The organism is Roseivirga echinicomitans, from assembly GCF_001592935.1.
GTDB classification, from domain to species: domain Bacteria; phylum Bacteroidota; class Bacteroidia; order Cytophagales; family Cyclobacteriaceae; genus Roseivirga; species Roseivirga echinicomitans.
Genome location: NZ_LRDB01000012.1, coordinates 286407 through 302711, shown reverse-complemented (window position 1 = coordinate 302711; position 16305 = coordinate 286407). Strand labels below are relative to the sequence as shown.

The window sequence follows — 16305 nt, the reverse complement described above, 5'->3', positions numbered from 1 at the left end:
AACGTTATTGTACTCCTATGAAGTTTTCATTTAAGACTTTGATAATCCTGATAACGTTTATGTTTTCAGGATTTTTCTTTTTACAAGCCCAAGAAAATGTTCGAAAAGACTACTTGAGTGCTGATTTCCATAAAGGAAGAAGAGATGCTCTACGAGCAAAACTACCAGACAATTCTGTGGCTATTTTCTTTGCAAGCCCAGTGCGCAACCGCGCTAACGATGTAGATTTCATCTATCATCAAGATCCAGATTTATTTTACCTAACAGGCTACAACGAGCCTCATGCCGTCTTATTGGTATTCAAGAATGCTCAAACCGATAAAAGCGGGAATGAGTATAACGAAATTTTCTTTGTTCAAACAAGAAATGCCCAAGCAGAGCAGTGGACAGGACGTAGGCTAGGTTCCGCTGGAGCACAAGAAAAGTTGGGGATTCTTAACTCCCTTAACAACACAGATTTCAAGACCTACGATGTTAACTTCGAGAAATTCGATAAAATCCTCTTTTACGACTTCAAAAACGATGTAAGAGACAACGCTCGAGATGAAGGTGATCTTTTCAGCCTCATACAGCAGTTCAAAACCAAAGTAGGTTACGGAGTTGAAGCCAATAGCCTTGGTGCAGAGCCAAAAAAGAACAACTTAGACCTCCGAGGTCTTAACACAATTATGGGCGAGCTACGCGGTATTAAAACCAAAGATGAATTAGACCTTTTACGTAAAGCAGTATTCATTTCGGCAGTAGGCCAAGCCGAAGTAATGAAGGCCATGCACCCTGGCATGACAGAAACGGAAGTGCAAGGCATTCACGAATTTGTATTCAAGAAATACGGCTCAGAGTATGAAGGCTACCCATCGATTGTAGGTGCTGGAAATAACGGATGTATTCTTCATTACATTGAAAACACGGAAATAGACATTCAAAGCGATCAAATGATTTTAATGGATCTGGGTGCGGAGTACCATGGCTATACCGCCGATGTAACCCGTACTATTCCGATTGATGGCAAATTCTCGAAAGAAGAAAAGGCGATCTACGACTTAGTTTATCAAGCACAAGAAGAGGCTATTCAAATGGCCAAGCCGGGTGTTTCAATGAGTGAAATGGGAGCATTAGCTTCAACAATAATCAACAAAGGTTTAGCTGCCTTAGGAGTGATTGAAAACGAGACCACACGCCATACGTACTTCCCTCATGGGCTCTCGCATCACATTGGCTTAGACGTACACGATAAGGGGCCGAGAGGGCCGCTACAAGAGAATATGGTGATTACGGTCGAGCCGGGTATCTACATCCCTAATGGCAGCAAATGCGACCCAAAATGGTGGGGCATTGCGGTTAGGATTGAAGATGATATTCTTATCACCAAAAACGGTTCTGAGTTACTTTCTGGTTTCGCACCAAGAAAATCAGAAGACATTGAAGCTTTAATGAAACAAAGCAGCCCGTTGGCGCAATTTACCTTACCAGCCCTCAAGGGAAACAAGTAAAAAGAATCAATTTTAGAACAATATAAGGCCGGCTATGCTGGCCTTTATTGTTCTCCCTCTAGACATATCTCCTTTGATTAAAATCGCACACCAGAAAACATGTAGAACAATTAATCTAATAGAAATTGAATAACGTACCCAAACGTTCCCTCATTAGATTTAATCAGCGATAACACTCTTAATTTATACAGATTGAAAATTACTAAACACCTCCCGTTCAGAGCCCAAGAAAACACTTGAAATATTTCGGCATCATGGGTTTCATTATAAAAAACAGTTAGCTATATTTGCAGTCCGAATTTTAGAAGCAAAAGAAATGGCTAAGAAAGGCAATAGAGTTCAAGTGATCATGGAATGCACTGAGCATAAGACAAGTGGAATGCACGGTACATCTAGGTACATCACTACTAAGAACCGCAAAAACACAACCGAGAGATTGGAGTTGAAGAAATACAACCCGATTTTGAAGAAATACACTATTCACAAAGAAATTAAGTAATAATGGCTAAGAAAGTAGTTGCAACCCTGAAAGTACAAGGTGGTGTAAAATACGCCAAGGTAATTAAAGCAGTAAGATCTCCAAAAACGGGTGCATACACCTTTAAAGAAGAGATTGTTACTGAAGATATGGTAAAAACAGTACTTGCTGACAAGTAAGAAATTGCACTTTTAATAAATATATCAAAGTCCCTCTTGAGGGACTTTTTTATTGCTAATTTAACGTACGATTATGGGCTTATTTGGAATCTTCTCGAAAGAAAAAAAAGAATCGCTCGACAAAGGGCTGGAAAAAACTAAAGACGGTTTCTTTTCCAAACTGAGTCGTGTCGTAGCCGGTAAATCCAAAGTTGATGATGAAATACTCGATGAGTTAGAAGAAATTCTAATTACATCTGATGTTGGGGTTGAAACCACCATCAAAATTATTCAGCGTATTGAGGAGCGTGTTGCCAAAGACAAATACCTCAATACAACGGAACTCGATAGAATTCTTCGAGAAGAAATTGCGGAACTCCTTTCTGAGAACAATTCAGAAGATCTTACAGAGTTCACGCTCCCTTCTACTCATAAGCCACATATCATTTTGGTGGTGGGCGTAAATGGTGTGGGAAAAACCACTACCATTGGAAAGTTAGCTGCCCAGTTCAAGAAACAAGGTAAATCCGTTGTCTTAGGTGCTGCCGACACGTTTAGAGCTGCTGCTGTAGACCAACTTAAACTTTGGGGAGAACGAATCGATGTGCCTGTTGTAGCACACGGTATGAACACCGACCCTTCTGCTGTGGCTTTTGATGCGGTAAAAAAAGGAGTTGAAATGGGTGCTGATCTCATTATCGTTGACACTGCAGGTAGACTACATACCAAAGTGAACTTGATGAACGAGCTGATTAAAATCAAGCGAGTGATGCAGAAGTTCATGCCAGAAGCTCCTCATGAAATTTTATTAGTACTTGACGGTTCTACTGGCCAAAACGCATTTATGCAGGCCAAAGAGTTTACAAAGGCTACTGAAGTTACTGCTTTGGCCATTACGAAACTTGATGGCACAGCCAAAGGTGGAGTGGTAATTGGTATTTCTGATCAATTCAAAATCCCAGTCAAATACATTGGCGTTGGAGAAAAAGTTGGAGACCTTCAGGTGTTCAATAAAGCTGAGTTCGTAGATTCGCTTTTTAAGAAGTAAGAAAATTAAGGCAGCAACTCCTTATAAAAATTCTCCATTGCATTTTCGTTTTCAGGTGAAACAAGCTCATAGCTTTCAACCGAACCACCCTTCAACCTTAAAATAGCAGGATATAGCGATATATTTCCTTCAAAGTCAAACACCTTACCTTTATCCAAGTATACGTTACTTTTATTAGTTATATCTCCTCCAAATCGAATTTGTGTTGTTTTAACTGATGTAATATCATAAAGAATAAAACCTACTCGATTCGAGTAGGTGTCTACGTTATCCAAGATGAACTGTTCCACCGAGCCAATACAGCCTAAACATACTCCTGGAATCTCAAGTATAAATTCACGACTTAACAAATCATTCTTCCCAGCTGATTCAAGCCCCGCCAATAATTACTCCTCCAAACTTAGTATTTTGCGGGAACATGATACAATTGATGTAAGTAGTAAAAAACAGAACAATATCCTCAATTTAAAATCATTCATATTTAAACACTTTTATCTGCAAACTATCTTCCAATTGACTATTGTACATCACTTGAAGCATTCCCTCTTTTGAGAAAAGTAAGTTGTCTGTACCAATAAAGTCAGCAACACCTATTACGTTTAATGAGCTATCGGCAAAAACTATCTTTTGATCACCTTTAAGAATATCCTGATCCAATAGGTTCTGTGGTGTCTTATCAATATATGTCCTAAGGTATATTTTGCGGTAAGGATCATATTTCACAGCACCATACCGCGAAAAAGTCAACAAATCTTTCAACTTCCCTAAAGGATCCCTCGCTCCATTATCCTTTTTTAAGGGGCTTTCCAATTCATGACTATTAATTCCAAAAAAGACTGATTTAACCTCCCCATTCACGCTGATTACTTTGACAGAATCATCAAGAGGGAAGCTCAAAAGCAAAATCTTTCCTTCTGGATTAGATGTTAAGCTTGGTTCTGATAAATCACCCGGGATAAACTCAGACGCTCCTGTCGTGTATAAATCTGGCAGCCTTACTCCTGTATCCTCCGACTGATTATTTTTAATATTGTACCTTAAGAGCATTGGTGCATTTAGAAAATCTAGATCATTGGAGGTTTTGCCAGAATAGATAAAAACATCATCTTCTAATTCAATAAAAGGCTTATTTTGTGAAGAAACCGGCATAAAATCTAAATCATCCTTTCTCATCTTAAGCCTTGATTCGACCTCTCCTGAGAAGTTTGCAACAATAAGCTCTGATCTATAATAACTGTGAAAGTTAATTTTATTATCCTCAGCAATATGAAAGGCCATAATCATATCACCTAATCCGTCTGGACCACCTTTCTCAAACTTTATTTGCTCTTCAAGTTTCCCGTTTATTAAATCATAAATATACAAATTGAAATTAAGACGATTAAAAAAAGCAATTTGAGTTACAGAGTCACGATCTAGCAATTGATAAAAACTGTTGCCTCTAGCAGAGGTTTCATTATCCAAATTCAAGTAAATGTCTTTTACAAATGCTAACTCCAAAGTCTCTTGCGGAGTAACCTCAGTCTGAACACTACATGAAAGAATAGAAATGCTAATGACGAGAAAGGAAAAATGCACGTAAAGCTTCTTCATAATTGAGTTGACTAATTCTTGAAAATACAAAATCCAACATTTAAATCAGAACGTTGCAACTTTTATAGTCGAAATCGAACATCTCACTGCCCTATAACGTGCATTCATTCACCACCGAAAATTATAACTAACTAAAAAACAAACATTTAACTTCTTGGCACTACCCTTGTTAAAACAAAAGCGGATAGAAAACATTTGTTCATTAACGTACATAGATTATGGGAGCTATAGCCATTAATATTCCTCAAATCACTGGGGAACAAGACATTGAAGTCGAAGTAAGAATCAACGGTGAGAAAAAATCCTACAATTACCGAGTAGAAGTATTCCACTGGGCCGACTGCGAAAACCCAAGTGGAGACAGAGTAGACTGCATTCGGGAAATACTTGCTAAATATGACGCTGACTGGGAGCTTTACCAAATTGGAATGCCAACTGACGAAGTTGTCCCAATTACCTTTAGGAAGAAGAGAAAATAAATTACCAAGCCTTTATAATTCATTACCTTTGCGCATTAATGCAATAAGGAATGAAAACGAAGGGACTGAAGAAGGACAAGGTGAACATTGTAACGCTAGGTTGCTCAAAAAACTTAGTAGATTCAGAAGTGATGCTCACTCAATTGAGGGGTAACGGAATCAAAACAACTCACGAGTCTAAAAAAGACAATGCTAATATCATCATTGTAAACACCTGTGGGTTTATCGATAACGCCAAGCAAGAGTCTATCGATACCATTTTGCGTTATGCTGATGCCAAAGATGATGGCGAAATTGAAAAGCTTTACGTAACTGGCTGCCTTTCACAGCGCTACAAAGATGATCTTGAAGCTGAAATTCCTCAGGTGGACGCTTTCTTCGGTACGATGGAGCTCCCTGCGCTTCTCAAGAAATTTAAAGCAGATTACAAGCACGAATTGGTGGGGGAACGAATTATCACCACTTCAAATCATTATGCTTACTTAAAAATATCAGAAGGCTGCGACAGACCATGCTCCTTCTGCGCCATTCCTTTGATGCGTGGCGGACATAAATCACGTCCAATCGAAGAATTGGTTTTAGAAGCAAAAAACTTGGCCAGAAACGGCACAAAAGAATTGCTCCTCATTGCTCAAGATTCTACTTACTACGGATTAGATATCTACAAAAAACGAAATCTTGGCGAATTACTTGAACGTCTTTCTGATGTGGAAGGCATTGAGTGGATCCGTTTGCACTACGCCTTCCCTACTGGCTTCCCAATGGACGCGCTAAAAGTAATGGCAGAGCGTGACAATATTTGTAGTTACATAGACATTCCACTTCAGCACGGTTCTACCAAAATGTTGAAATTGATGCGTAGAGGGACTACCCGTGAAAAAACTGAGGCATTAATTGAAGAAATCAGGGCTAAAGTCCCAGGTATCGCCATAAGAACTACTTTGATTGCTGGTCACCCTGGCGAAACAGAAGAAGATTTCAATGACATGGTCGACTTCGTGAAGAAAATGCGTTTCGATCGATTGGGAATTTTCAACTATTCGCATGAAGAAAACACGCATGCCTATTCTTATGTTGATGATGTACCTGATGAAGTGAAACAAGAAAGGGCCAATATCGTAATGGGCATACAGGAAGAAATTTCTAATGAAATCAATCAAGAGAAAATTGGTAAGACTTTCAAAACGCTAATCGATAGAAAGGAAAGCGGAAACTATTATGGAAGAACGGAACACGATTCTCCAGAAGTAGATAACGAAGTTATCATCGATGCGAAAAAACATCACTTAAGAATTGGCGATTTCGCTAACATTAAAATCACAGATGCTACAGAATTTGATCTTTATGGTGAACCAGTTTAAGCACTTTTCATGTTTATGCTGCATTAGATTGAATTGCTGTCAAGGCTGATCTAACAATCAAAACCCTTTGTAACAAACGACTATGGCTGTTTCGGAACTATCACAAGTACTATTGAGCAAAATACCTTTCAATAAAACGAACAGCTTTTCAAGGTCATTTTTAGATTACATCGAAGGAAAAGAAGCCTTAACGGGCTTCTACAATCGTTTGCCAAACATTGAAAACTTTAAACTTCAGATTGAAGAAAAACACTTCAGTGATGAAAGCAGAAAAGTACTCTCAAGTGTACTTGAGCAACAGTACCGAGGGTTTGAAACCAGTAAAGCAACCAAGAAAAATATAGCAATTCTAAAAGCTGGAACCACTTTTACTGTAACAACTGGTCATCAGTTAAACATATTCACTGGCCCACTCTATTTCATTTATAAAATAGTAACGGTAATCAACGCTTGCAAAGCGTTGAAGAAGCATTATCCAGCTTACGATTTTGTGCCTGTCTATTGGATGGCTTCTGAGGATCACGACTTCGAAGAGATCAGCTACTTCCGTTTTAACGGCAAAAAATTCAGTTGGGAAACTGAGCAAACAGGTGCGGTTGGACGATTTGATCCAAAATCACTTAAACCAATTTTTGACGAAATTATAAGCCTACCTGATTTTTTCAAGGAAGCTTATTTAAAGAAAAATACCCTAGCCGAAGCAGGAAGGCATTATGTAAACGCACTTTTTGGTGATGAAGGTTTAGTAGTGGTAGACGCAGACAATGCTCAACTTAAAAATATCCTCAAGCCTGTGATGTTTGACGATATCTTTAAGCATTCTGTGAATGACAGCGTTACCGAAACTTCAGCTCAGCTGGATAAAGCAGGTTACAAAACACAAGTCTTTCCAAGAGAGATTAATTTCTTCTACCTGAAAGGAAATATTCGATCACGGATTGTAAAAGAAGATGGGCAGTTTTATGTGCTCGATACTGAAATCAGCTTTACAGAAAGTGAGTTAAGAGCCGAAATAGAAAGTCACCCTAAGCGTTTTAGCCCAAATGTGGTTTTAAGACCGCTTTATCAGGAAATGATTTTACCGAATTTGGCCTATGTAGGCGGCCCTTCAGAATTGGTTTATTGGCTTCAGCTAAAAGAGGTTTTCACTCATTTCGAAACGCCTTTCCCAATGCTAATGCCCCGGAATTTCGCAGGGGTTGTCACCCCAAACATCCAGCGTAAAATTGAAAAGTCGAAACTGAATTTCGAGGATATCTTTAAACCAGAAGAAGCCTTAATTAAAGAAAAGGTAAAACAGAACACTGTAAACCAATTGACCTTACATAGTGAGTTGGAACAAATCAAGTCTATTTTCGCAGAGGTTTTAAATGTCGCTAAACCCATTGATGTTACACTCGAAAAGTTGGTTGCTGCTGAGCAAAAAAGGGCGGAAAACTCAATCCAAAAAATTGAGAAGAAGTTAATGAAGGCTGAAAAGAGAAATCACGATGTTTTAGTCAATCGTATTTCGGCCATTAAGGAAAGCTTATTTCCGGGCGGAAGCCCACAAGAACGAAAAGACAACTTCTTAAACTTCTACCTTAGCGACCCTGCTTTTATTCAGAATTGCCTAGACAGCCTAGATGCCTTCGGTTACCAGTTTCACTTGATTGCAGCCCATGACTAAAAAGGTGCTCAGAGAAACGTTCTTGGAGAAGCGTAAAACACTTACGCATCAAGAACATGCACTCCGATCGTCATTGGTTTGCGAACAAGCATTCAAGCTCATTACAGAACGCCAGTTTAAAAATATTCACATGTACCTTCCACTCGCTAAGATGCGAGAGGTAATCACCACACCACTTTTTAAAAAGCTCATTGAAACATCGGAGCACCAAGTCGTGTTGCCTAGGGTAAACAGTAAAACAAAGACCCTTGAACATATCGCCTACAATTCCACCACCAAACTTATGGTCGGCAACTTTGGGGTGACCGAGCCCCTAGGCGAGGAACTCTTCAATATTAATCACCTAGATGTGGTCTTTGTCCCACTCATAAGCTTTGACAGAAAAGGATTTAGAATCGGCTATGGCGGTGGTTATTACGACAAGTTTCTTGCGCAAGCCGGAGACAAATTAATCAAGGTAGGCTTGGCGATCACACCTCCACTGGATCATATTCCCTATTCAGAGTCTTATGACATTCCGCTTGATTTCTGCATTACACATCACAAGATTTATTCATTCTAACACATAAAAACGGCTGCAATTTCTCAATCACAGCCGTTTCGATATTCTCTTTTAAGGCCTTCCTTAGTTTCTTTGCTTCAAGAGCTTAATTACATCCCTCCGTTTGTCATTATTAATATTCAGAATATAGAGCCCATCAGGCATTGTACTCAAATTCACTCGAAATCTCTCTTCTGTATTGTAAAACTCTTTCTTGCCAGTGATTACTTGATTACCATTACTGTTCACAATAGAATAATCAAAACCAGTAGCGTATGCCGCATCTAAATTAATATTGAAGACTCCGTTGGATGGATTTGGACTTACCTGAGCACTCGTTTGAATTGGATCATCATCTATTCCCGCGACCACATCAAAATTAAAAGTCACTTCATTGGTAAATGCAACTGGCCCTAATTGATCAGTGACCTCACATTTATAAGTACCATTAGCGTTCACTATAAGCTCTGCTCCCGTTTGACCAGCTAGCACTGTACCATCTTTAAACCACTTAAACGCAAAACCCTGTCCTTGATTAAATGACTGGTTGGCTCTTAAAACCGCACTACTTTCCCCCGTCATCGAATAATTAATCTCCGGATTAAACCCAGTGTCATAATACCCTACAAACACTCCACTACCATGGGTAGCAGCAATCACTTTTCCATCAATAGGCCTTACCTTGACCATATTAACAATGCTATTACCTATGATACTAGGCGCCTGCTGTGTCCACACTGTGCTGGCACCATTTAAACTACTTGTCATGTATAAACCAGTAGAAGTACCCACAAACATCTTCTCTCCGGAAGCTCCATTTGGCAAAATCTCAATCGACCGAACTGACGGCCCATTTCCGCTCCCATTAGCATTTTCTTCTAGGTTACCAGAGATAGAAGACCAAGTACCTCCTCCATCCTCCGACATCCAAATACTTATAACTCCATAATTTCCAAATGTGACGAATACGCGATTTGCATTCCTTGGGTCAACTGCAATACTAGTCACCGAAGCACCTTGAGGTAAGTTACTTCCCGATATATTTTCAACAGAAGTGATTTCCTTTGTGTTGGCTATTTTTTGAAGTCTTCCTGTGGTGGTCCCAAAGTAAAGCACCCCTTCTGGTTGAACCGAAGTAGCCATTGCAGCAACTGGTTGACTGGTAATGCCAGTACCATTAATTTGCTCCCATTCTCCTTTCCCAGGGTTTTCTCTAATATCGTAGGTGTAATATATTTTGCCCTTTGCCCCTACATACAGACGATCTTGATTGACTCTATCTACTATGAACGGATTTATAAAAAGGAATTCATCACTATCATCGCTTGGAGCAATATCCTCTGAAGCTTGATAAGTATTGTCAACAAGCTCGAAACGACCCATTTGGCCTTCTTGAGCGGAAGCATACAACGAATTATAACTTATTGCTGAATAGGCCCCATCACCACCATAGGCTTGTATCCATACACCTATTGGATTATTCTGGAAAATCGCCCAAGTTCCGTTGTCCTGCATTCCTCCTATAATTTGATTATCGCCACGATCATCGCGGTAAAGATCTACTGTATAAAACTGACTAGTAACGTAACCATTATTGAGTGAAGTCCAAACCACAGTACTTGCGATATTATCATTTGTTCTGTGAACCCCACCATCAGAACCTGAAAACATTTTTTTAGGGTCAGATGGCAAAAATGAAAGGGTATGAATATCGGGGTGATGGTTTTCATAAGGGCCAGCAGTTCCGGTGCCTGTATATCCACCAATGTGCTTTCTATCCGTTTCCAGAGTAAAACCATTTGGCGACCTTAAAAGGTTGGTTCCTCCAATAAATACAGTGTTTTGATTCCCTGGGTGAACAGCCACCTCTAAATTATACCCGCCTTGACCATCAAAACCTTCAACAGACTCACTGTTCACATTAATATTACTAGTAAGAGCAGTCCAGGTAGAAGTGCTTCTATCGTATTTATAAAAGAAAGACTCTCCAAGTGCGTAAAAGAAATTATTATCATGCGGGTCAAAGGCCAATTCTACCCTTCTGAATGTTGCAGGCCATGCGGCTGGTAAGGTTATCGATGTCCAACTAATTCCATCGGAGGAAATGAAGATACCTTCTTCTGCATTCGAACCATTACTAGACTTGTTAGGTATACTTGCAATTATCGTCCCATCACTTGCTATCGCTATGTCTGCCGAATTACCAACTCCTGTATTTGAAAGTCCTAATACTGTGGTAACACTTTGAAAATCGTTTACCGTTCTATATATCTTACTTAATCCTGCGACATAAAGTTCTGTTTCTGTTTGGTTTGAGTAGTCAATCGCCAGCTTATTCACTAAACTAAATTTCCCCAAACTCGTAGCAGAATTGATTGCTGTTCCAGTAATTAAACTCCAAGAAACACCTCCGTTTGTCGATTTATAAATACCATCTCCCAAATAGAAAGCGCCCGTTTCAGAAACAGAGTTGCCTATATTCTCACCCGTTGCGTAATACCAGTTAGCGGTTTTACCAGTCCTCTTATCCTGAACTATTGTTGTCACGGATGGTATTTGATCAAAATTTGTAGTTCGCGTCCAAGAAGTGCCTTGATTCGTTGATCTCCAAACTCCACCAGAAATTCCTCCAGCCAAAAAGATATTTTCATCTGTTACATCAATAGCAAGCGCTCTAGTTCTACCTCCAATATTAAAGGGCCCAAAATTCACAAAAGGAGATGCGTTGGTTTGAGAAACACCTGCAGCAGAAGACCTTATATTATTTCTATCAGTTTGATTTAACGCTCGAACATATGATAATTCTTTATGACGAATATCAAAGGGAATCTTTCCAGTTGAAGGATCCTTTAACATGTCCATTTCGTATTCAAGCCTTTTTAGAGGGTTTTCTGATTCAGCTTCTGCTCCTTCATTTAAATCTTCTACTTGAGCAATCACGAACTGTGGCTCAGTATTCACTTTGAATAACCTTGACGATTGATACTCGAAGTAGATTAAAAACAGCACTACAAACACTCCAACAACTCCCAAGTTTCGCAATCTAATCTTATTCATATAAGTGTAGTCTAAGGTATTTCTGCTTTCATCTACGTTTGTAAGTATACCGTTGGATTATTTTTTTTCTCCAAATGGCATAGCTTTCCTAAACGGATTTTCAGATGAACATTAAAGATATATTTTATTGTTGTTGTTTTAACAATTTTGCTTGAATAAAACCGTACTGAGTCTCCATTCTTAATACATATACACCGTTTGCCACAGTATTTAAATCAAGCTTTATTATTTTACCTATGAAATAACTGACCACTTTTCCATTTAAAACCTCTACTCCTTGGCTGTCAGTAACTATATAATTTAAACCCAAAGGGATATCTGCATTCAATCTAATTCTAAAAACACCTGAGGACGGATTCTCCTCTACTGTAATTATCAAATCGATCATCAACGGATCATCATCAATTCCAGTAATGATATTTTCTACAGTGTAGGTTTCGTCCAAAGTGAATATCCCATTAAATCGATTACCCTCGGCATTTTCAATGTTATGAGAAGATTTAATATCTAAATCTATCAAGCCATCAAATTCAATTTGCTCAACGATTACCAAGTAACTTGTGTTAGAAACACTAGAGAATACGCCTTGAATCACTGCATCCACTGAGACTGATGAGAGTTCGAAGTCGCTTAAATCCACATTTGTCACTCCTTCTGAAAAAGTAATTTCAAAGGTCACTTCCGTGAGGTTAGTGTTTTCCGTTAAAGGGGATTGTCTTGCAATACTGGCACTGGGCCCTGCTGAAAAATCAACCGTATAGGTTTCCTCTAGCGTAAGCCCACCCGTAAACACATTCCCTCCAGTATTTTCAATTCCCGTAGCGTTAGTGAAGTCAAGGTCTATTAAACCTTGGGTTGAAAATCCATTCACCTTAATAAGGTATTTACTTGGCGAATCCTCTGTTATTTCCGCCACTGTGGCCTGAATACTCCCTGAGCTCAATTCAAAATCTGTAATATCAACATTGGTTACATCTTCAGAAAACTCAACCACAAACAGCACATCCAGACGATTGATTGATGATACGGTTGGTGCATTACGCTTAATTGTAGCGGTTGGTGCCAAGGCAGCGTTGATTATATAGCTTTCTTCCGAAATAAGGTTAGTGTCAAAAGCATTGTCAGACATATCCTTAATATCCGTACTAGATTTAAAATCAAGATTCACTGATCCATTTGTGGAGTAGCCAGTAACAAATACCAAATAGCTTGAAATTGAACTAGAGGTTACACGCTCGATGTTTCCTGAAATTGACGTTGAAGACAGTTCAAAATCTTCTACCCCCACATTTTTAACGGCTTCGTTGAAATCAACAGCAAATGCGACCTCCGCTCTGTTCGTTTCTTCTGAAGTGGGTTGTGATCTTGATATGCTAGCCTTAGGCCCTGTCAAATCGACAATAATATAAGTCTCTTCACTTAATATGGATCCTCCAAAAGCATTCTTGAATAGATCCATAATCCCAGATTCTAATTTAATATTCAAGTCTAGTAAGCCTGCTCCACTAATATTGTCCACCTGAACATTAAATACAGTAGAGGAAACAGACGAAACAGACGCAATGTTACCTGATGCTGTTCCAGCGAGTTCAAATGAGGTAGTGGTTAACCCTTGAACAGGTTCATCAAAAGTGAGCTGAAAATTAACCTCAATAGCCTCAACCTGCTCTTGTGTTGGGTTTAGCCTCACAATAGAGCTTACAACGGGTGCTGTTTTATCTAACTTTAGGTTAATAGCATTGGAAACTTCCACTGGCCCCAATTGATCCATAACCCTCAGTTTATAAACCCCAGGCTCTGAAACCAATAATTCTGAACTGGTTGCTCCCGAAATATCTTTGTCGTCTTTAATCCATTGATATGAAAAGCCAGCACCTGTTGTAAATGAAACGGGGCCCCTGAGTGTCGCCTCTTGTGTTGCATAATCGATGGAATAGTTAATGTTTGGAGCAAAAGCTACATCATAACTGGCCTGAAAAACACCATTACCATGCGTAGCCGCCACTACTTGCCCTTCAACAGGCCTGACTTTAATCATGCTGACAATTGAGTTTCCTATAATACCTGAGGCCTCCTGTGTCCAAACGGTGTTATCGCCATCCAAAACGGAAGTTTTATAAAGACCTAGAGATGTCCCTACAAAGTAAATCGGAGACGATCCATTTGGCAACATTTCGATATATCGTACCGAAGGGCCGCTGCCCGATCCATTAGTGTTTTCTTCTAGATTACCTGAAATGGAGGCCCATGTTTGCCCGCCATCTTCACTCATCCAAACACTTACAATTCCGTAGTTCCCGTAGGTGACAAATACTCGATTTGCATCCGCTGGATCAACAGTTAAACTTGTAATAGTTCCACCAGGCATATTACTTCCTGTAACCTCCACAGGAGTAAGACCGCCACTTACATCGGCTACTTTAAATATTCTACCGTTGCGTGTCCCGAAATAAAGTACTCCTTCAGGTTCAATAGACGCGGTAAGAGCTGACACAAAATCATTTGCTCTAGCGGTGCCCATGGATATCTCAAGCCAATCTCCTGAACTAGGGTTTTCACGGATATTATTGGTAAAAAAAATTTTACCTTTTGCCCCAACATACATTCTATCTTGATTTACCGGATCATAAATAAATGGGTTGACGAACAAAAAGTCAGCATCATCTTTACTCGGAGAAATATCTCCTTTATACTCATATGTATTGCTTTCAGCATTTACCTCAAACCTCCTTAATTGGCCCTCTTGGGCAGAAACATACAATGAGTTATAAGTAATAGCATTGAATGAACCGTCTCCTCCAAAAATTTCAACCCAATCTGTATTGGATAGGTTTTCATTTGCACCCCAAGTTCCGTTATCCTGCATTCCAGCAATCAAAAGCTCCTCTCCTCTATTAAATCGGTAATAGTCAATGGCATAAATCTGTGTGGTGAGGTAACCTCTGTTGAGAGACTGCCAAACTACTGGACTGCTTGTACCTGCAACTGCATTATCAAGTGTCACATGAACCCCACCATCTGATCCCGAAAGCATTTTATTTGGGTCTGATGGATAAAACACCAAGGCATGAATATCTGGGTGATGGTTGTCGTATTTAGGAAAGTTCTCTGAATTATTATCCTCTCTATACCCACCAATATTTACTCGATCAGAACTGGTAGTAAAGGCCGATGAACTACGCAAAAGGTTCGTCCCCCCAATGAAAATAGTGTCTGAACTTGAAGGATGAACCTTCATGACTAAATTATAACCTCCTTGAGTATTATGCCCCTGTCCAGAATCTGTTGAAATACCAAGATTACCTGTCAGTGTAACCCATTCACCAGTACTAATGGTATGTTTAAGTAAAAAACTAGAACCTACAGCATAAAATATATCTTCGTTTTGAGGATCAAATGCCACTTCAATTCTTTCGTATGAACTTGGCAAACCTGAAGACGGATTTATATTAACCCAAGTCAAGCCATCGTCAGACTTGTAAATTCCTTCCTGCGCGTTTTGTCCGTTATTTACATTATTGGCAATCGCTGCTATTAAAACGCCACTGCTGGATATAGCCACGTCACTATAAGAAAAGCCGGTATTATTAGCTCCCAATACGGTCATATAAGTAGCGAAATCATCAGTGGTTCTTACAATATTACCAAGTCGAGCAGCATACATTTCGCGTACATCAGCATTAGAGTTGTCAATTATTATTTCTCCCACCAAACCAAAATCCCCCAGATTGGTATTGTCATTTTGAGTGGTAGTAGAAATTACCGTCCACGATAGTCCTCCATCTGTAGACTTAAAAATACCATCACCAAGATAAAATGCACCATTGGCGGAGGCGGAATTACCGAAAAGTTCACCCGCTGAATAAAACCATGTACCTGTATTACCTGTACGTTGATCTTGCACTAAAGCAGAAACTGCTGGCAACTGCATTACAGAAGAAGTTCTTGTCCAAGTTTGTCCAGCATCTTTCGATCGCCAAACGCCACCAGAAATCCCCCCAGCTAAAATCACATTTTCATTTGAAATATCAATTGCCAGCGCACGGGTTCTTCCCCCAATATTATAAGGGCCTCTGCTTATAAAAGAAGACGCTTGCGTTTTACTTATACCGCTTGCCTGCATCCGAATATTCAAATCTGAAATACTCTTCTGCGCCTCGGCAAAACGAAGTTCCTTTTCTCTTATTCCTGATGGAATTTTACCCGTAGTAGGATTGGCGAGCATCTCGTATTCAAATTGAAGTCGCTTGATTGGGTTCTCGAATTCTGCCTCGCTCTCCTGAGTTTCTAATGAATCAGGAATGGCCTCAAAGACTATTGATCGGTTATACTCCTTAGTAAACCATTGATCATCACCCTTAAAAATAAAGTAGGCAAGTAAAGAAAGTATTACCGTCAGGAATCCTGCCTTCCAGAATGGTTTCATGGTTG

General features: G+C 39.5%; 12 protein-coding genes. 8 read left to right on the top strand and 4 right to left on the bottom strand.

The window, feature by feature from the left end:
* Window positions 1-59: 59 nt before the first annotated feature.
* From AWN68_RS10280 to ftsY, 4 genes are all read left to right on the top strand, one after another.
* Complete coding sequence (locus tag AWN68_RS10280) at window positions 60-1490, top strand: aminopeptidase P N-terminal domain-containing protein (protein ID WP_245657995.1); 1431 nt, start codon at window positions 60-62, stop codon at window positions 1488-1490.
* Window positions 1491-1806: 316 nt separating this feature from the next.
* Window positions 1807-1989 carry a 50S ribosomal protein L33 gene (gene rpmG / locus AWN68_RS10275; RefSeq protein WP_053224769.1) on the top strand — a complete coding sequence of 61 codons (183 nt, stop codon included), beginning with the start codon at window positions 1807-1809 and terminating at the stop codon, window positions 1987-1989.
* A 2-nt stretch (window positions 1990-1991) separates the two neighbouring features.
* A complete protein-coding gene (locus AWN68_RS18830; protein WP_084362825.1) occupies window positions 1992-2147 on the top strand; it encodes a DUF4295 domain-containing protein in 156 nt (51 codons plus the stop codon).
* Window positions 2148-2220: 73 nt separating this feature from the next.
* Window positions 2221-3174, top strand: a complete 954-nt coding sequence (gene ftsY / locus AWN68_RS10270) for a signal recognition particle-docking protein FtsY (RefSeq protein ID WP_068414983.1) — start codon at window positions 2221-2223, stop codon at window positions 3172-3174.
* A 5-nt stretch (window positions 3175-3179) separates the two neighbouring features.
* Here ftsY and AWN68_RS10265 read toward each other — a convergent pair whose 3' ends face one another.
* Window positions 3180-3557 carry a hypothetical protein gene (locus AWN68_RS10265; RefSeq protein WP_068414980.1) on the bottom strand — a complete coding sequence of 126 codons (378 nt, stop codon included), beginning with the start codon at window positions 3555-3557 and terminating at the stop codon, window positions 3180-3182.
* A gap of 88 nt (window positions 3558-3645) precedes the next feature.
* Window positions 3646-4767, bottom strand: coding sequence for a DUF4221 family protein (locus AWN68_RS10260; RefSeq protein ID WP_068414977.1), 1122 nt, complete (start codon window positions 4765-4767; stop codon window positions 3646-3648).
* A 218-nt stretch (window positions 4768-4985) separates the two neighbouring features.
* Here AWN68_RS10260 and AWN68_RS10255 point away from each other — a divergent pair, with 218 nt between their 5' ends.
* The 4 genes from AWN68_RS10255 to AWN68_RS10240 all read left to right on the top strand — a co-directional run bounded on the left by AWN68_RS10255 (window position 4986) and on the right by AWN68_RS10240 (window position 8838).
* Window positions 4986-5246 (top strand): hypothetical protein, encoded by a 261-nt coding sequence (locus tag AWN68_RS10255; RefSeq protein ID WP_068414974.1) that lies wholly within the window; start codon window positions 4986-4988, stop codon window positions 5244-5246.
* A gap of 50 nt (window positions 5247-5296) precedes the next feature.
* Window positions 5297-6607: a 30S ribosomal protein S12 methylthiotransferase RimO gene (rimO, locus tag AWN68_RS10250; RefSeq protein ID WP_068414971.1), complete on the top strand. Its 1311-nt coding sequence runs from the start codon at window positions 5297-5299 to the stop codon at window positions 6605-6607.
* An 82-nt stretch (window positions 6608-6689) separates the two neighbouring features.
* Entirely contained in the window at window positions 6690-8276 is a 1587-nt protein-coding gene (bshC, locus tag AWN68_RS10245) for a bacillithiol biosynthesis cysteine-adding enzyme BshC (protein WP_068414968.1), read from the top strand.
* Window positions 8269-8838: a 5-formyltetrahydrofolate cyclo-ligase gene (locus AWN68_RS10240; protein ID WP_068414965.1), complete on the top strand. Its 570-nt coding sequence runs from the start codon at window positions 8269-8271 to the stop codon at window positions 8836-8838. The genes bshC and AWN68_RS10240 overlap by 8 nt, the downstream gene beginning before the upstream one ends.
* Before the next feature lie 63 nt (window positions 8839-8901).
* On the opposite strand, the gene AWN68_RS10235 is transcribed toward AWN68_RS10240, so the two are convergent.
* Both AWN68_RS10235 and AWN68_RS10230 read right to left on the bottom strand, forming a co-directional pair.
* A complete protein-coding gene (locus AWN68_RS10235; RefSeq protein ID WP_068414962.1) occupies window positions 8902-11874 on the bottom strand; it encodes a T9SS type A sorting domain-containing protein in 2973 nt (990 codons plus the stop codon).
* A 124-nt stretch (window positions 11875-11998) separates the two neighbouring features.
* A complete protein-coding gene (locus AWN68_RS10230; protein WP_068414958.1) occupies window positions 11999-16300 on the bottom strand; it encodes a WD40/YVTN/BNR-like repeat-containing protein in 4302 nt (1433 codons plus the stop codon).
* Between the last annotated feature and the right edge of the window lie 5 nt (window positions 16301-16305).